Origin of the sequence: Microbacterium sp. NPDC056003, assembly GCF_042274785.1 — a bacterium.
In the GTDB taxonomy this organism is placed as follows: domain Bacteria; phylum Actinomycetota; class Actinomycetes; order Actinomycetales; family Microbacteriaceae; genus Microbacterium.
Map to the genome: position 1 here is coordinate 1 of NZ_JBHJXQ010000005.1, position 2986 is coordinate 2986.

2 rRNA genes are annotated in these 2986 nt (G+C 55.8%); both read left to right on the forward strand.

Going from position 1 to position 2986, the window contains the following annotated elements:
- A 16S ribosomal RNA gene (locus ACFC1W_RS15945) occupies positions 1-380 on the forward strand; the annotation flags it as partial.
- Positions 381-803: 423 nt separating this feature from the next.
- A 23S ribosomal RNA gene (locus ACFC1W_RS15950) occupies positions 804-2986 on the forward strand; the annotation flags it as partial.

Sequence of the window (2986 nt, forward strand, 5' to 3'; positions counted from 1 at the left end):
GGTCAACTCGGAGGAAGGTGGGGATGACGTCAAATCATCATGCCCCTTATGTCTTGGGCTTCACGCATGCTACAATGGCCGGTACAAAGGGCTGCAATACCGTGAGGTGGAGCGAATCCCAAAAAGCCGGTCCCAGTTCGGATTGAGGTCTGCAACTCGACCTCATGAAGTCGGAGTCGCTAGTAATCGCAGATCAGCAACGCTGCGGTGAATACGTTCCCGGGTCTTGTACACACCGCCCGTCAAGTCATGAAAGTCGGTAACACCTGAAGCCGGTGGCCCAACCCTTGTGGAGGGAGCCGTCGAAGGTGGGATCGGTAATTAGGACTAAGTCGTAACAAGGTAGCCGTACCGGAAGGTGCGGCTGGATCACCTCCTTTCTAAGGAGCATCTGGCACCCTCGGGTGTCCAGGCGCCGGATCAGACCGAATGTGTCTGCCGGTTAGCTCATGGGTGGAACATTTGACGAGGCTCCGTTCGGGAGATCTCCTGCTCAGTACGGCCTTCGGGTTGGGAACGGTGGGGGTGATGCCGGCGGGGCGTGCACGTTGTTGGGTCCTGAGGGACCGGGTGCGTGGCTTTCGGGCTGCGGCGGCTGGGACTTCTGGGCTCATCCTTCATGTCGGCTGGTGCCGGCTGCGGGGTGGGGACCGCCCGTACTTTGAGAACTACACAGTGGACGCGAGCATCTTTGCGAGCCGGATCTTTGATCTGGTTCGTTTTTGATGATCTTAAAGATCATTAGTCAATTTCTCATCGTGGCCTTCGGGTCGTGGTGACGATTCTTGATGAAACTCATGTGATTTCAAGTCTTTAAGAGCAAACGGTGGATGCCTTGGCATCTGGAGCCGAAGAAGGACGTAGCAATCTGCGATAAGCCTCGGGGAGTGGATAAGCACACTGTGATCCGAGGGTGTCCGAATGGGGAAACCCCGCTGGGCGGCGTGCCGACCCAGTGACTCCCGCCTGAATATATAGGGCGGGTAGAGGGAACGTGGGGAAGTGAAACATCTCAGTACCCACAGGAAGAGAAAGCAACCGCGATTCCGTTAGTAGTGGCGAGCGAAACCGGATCAGGCTAAACCGAGTACGTGTGATATCCGGCAGGAGTTGCGTATTCGGGGTTGTGGGACTTTCCGTGCTGTTCTGCCGAGCAGCGAACGTGATGCGGCGATATAGGTGAACGGTCTTGAAAGGCCGGCCAGAGTGGGTGCCAGCCCCGTAACCGAAATGTCGGACGCAGCGTGGAGAGTATCCCAAGTAGCACGGGGCCCGAGAAATCCCGTGTGAATCTGTCAGGACCACCTGATAAGCCTAAATACTCCCAGATGACCGATAGCGGACAAGTACCGTGAGGGAAAGGTGAAAAGTACCCCGGGAGGGGAGTGAAATAGTACCTGAAACCGTTTGCTTACAAACCGTTGGAGCCTCCTTAGCAGGGGTGACAGCGTGCCTTTTGAAGAATGAGCCTGCGAGTTAGCGATATGTGGCGAGGTTAACCCGTGTGGGGTAGCCGTAGCGAAAGCGAGTCTGAATAGGGCGATTCAGTCGCATGTCCTAGACCCGAAGCGAAGTGATCTATCCATGGCCAGGCTGAAGCGACGGTAAGACGTCGTGGAGGGCCGAACCCACTTAGGTTGAAAACTGAGGGGATGAGCTGTGGATAGGGGTGAAAGGCCAATCAAACTTCGTGATAGCTGGTTCTCTCCGAAATGCATTTAGGTGCAGCGTTGCGTGTTTCTTGCCGGAGGTAGAGCTACTGGATGGCCGATGGGCCCCACCAGGTTACTGACGTCAGCCAAACTCCGAATGCCGGTAAGTGAGAGCGCAGCAGTGAGACTGTGGGGGATAAGCTTCATAGTCGAGAGGGAAACAACCCAGACCACCAACTAAGGTCCCTAAGCGCGTGCTAAGTGGGAAAGGATGTGGAGTTGCTTAGACAACCAGGAGGTTGGCTTAGAAGCAGCCACCCTTGAAAGAGTGCGTAATAGCTCACTGGTCAAGTGATTCCGCGCCGACAATGTAACGGGGCTCAAGCACGCCACCGAAGTTGTGGCATTGACATTATTGGTAGGCCTTCGTGGTCCAGCCGTGTTGATGGGTAGGAGAGCGTCGTGTGGCGAGTGAAGCGGCGGGGTGACCCAGCCGTGGACGCCACACGAGTGAGAATGCAGGCATGAGTAGCGAAAGACGTGTGAGAAACACGTCCTCCGAAAGACCAAGGGTTCCAGGGTCAAGCTAATCTTCCCTGGGTAAGTCGGGACCTAAGGCGAGGCCGACAGGCGTAGTCGATGGACAACGGGTTGATATTCCCGTACCGGCGAAGAACCGCCCAAACTAATCCAGTGGTGCTAAGTGCCCGAATTCCTTCGTACGATCCCTTCGGGGTGAGGCGGGGGAGCTAGCGCACGACCCCATGCTGGTGCGGTTAGCGTATTAACAGGTGTGACGCAGGAAGGTAGCCCAAGCCAGGCGATGGTTGTCCTGGTGCAAGTGCGTAGGCCGAGTCATAGGCAAATCCGTGACTCATACAGGCTGAGACACGATGCGGATGAAAAGTGGGTGATCCTATGCTGCCAAGAAAAGCATCGACGCGAGGTTCTAGCCGCCCGTACCCCAAACCGACTCAGGTGGTCAGGTAGAGAATACCAAGGAGATCGAGAGAATCGTGGTTAAGGAACTCGGCAAAATGCCCCCGTAACTTCGGGAGAAGGGGGGCCTTCGGCGTATTAGGACTTGCTCCGAAAGCGTTTGGAGGCCGCAGAGACTAGTGGGTAGCGACTGTTTACTAAAAACACAGGTCCGTGCCAAGTCGCAAGACGATGTATACGGACTGACGCCTGCCCGGTGCTGGAAGGTTAAGAGGACCGGTTAGCCGCAAGGCGAAGCTGAGAATTTAAGCCCCAGTAAACGGCGGTGGTAACTATAACCATCCTAAGGTAGCGAAATTCCTTGTCGGGTAAGTTCCGACCTGCACGAATGGCGT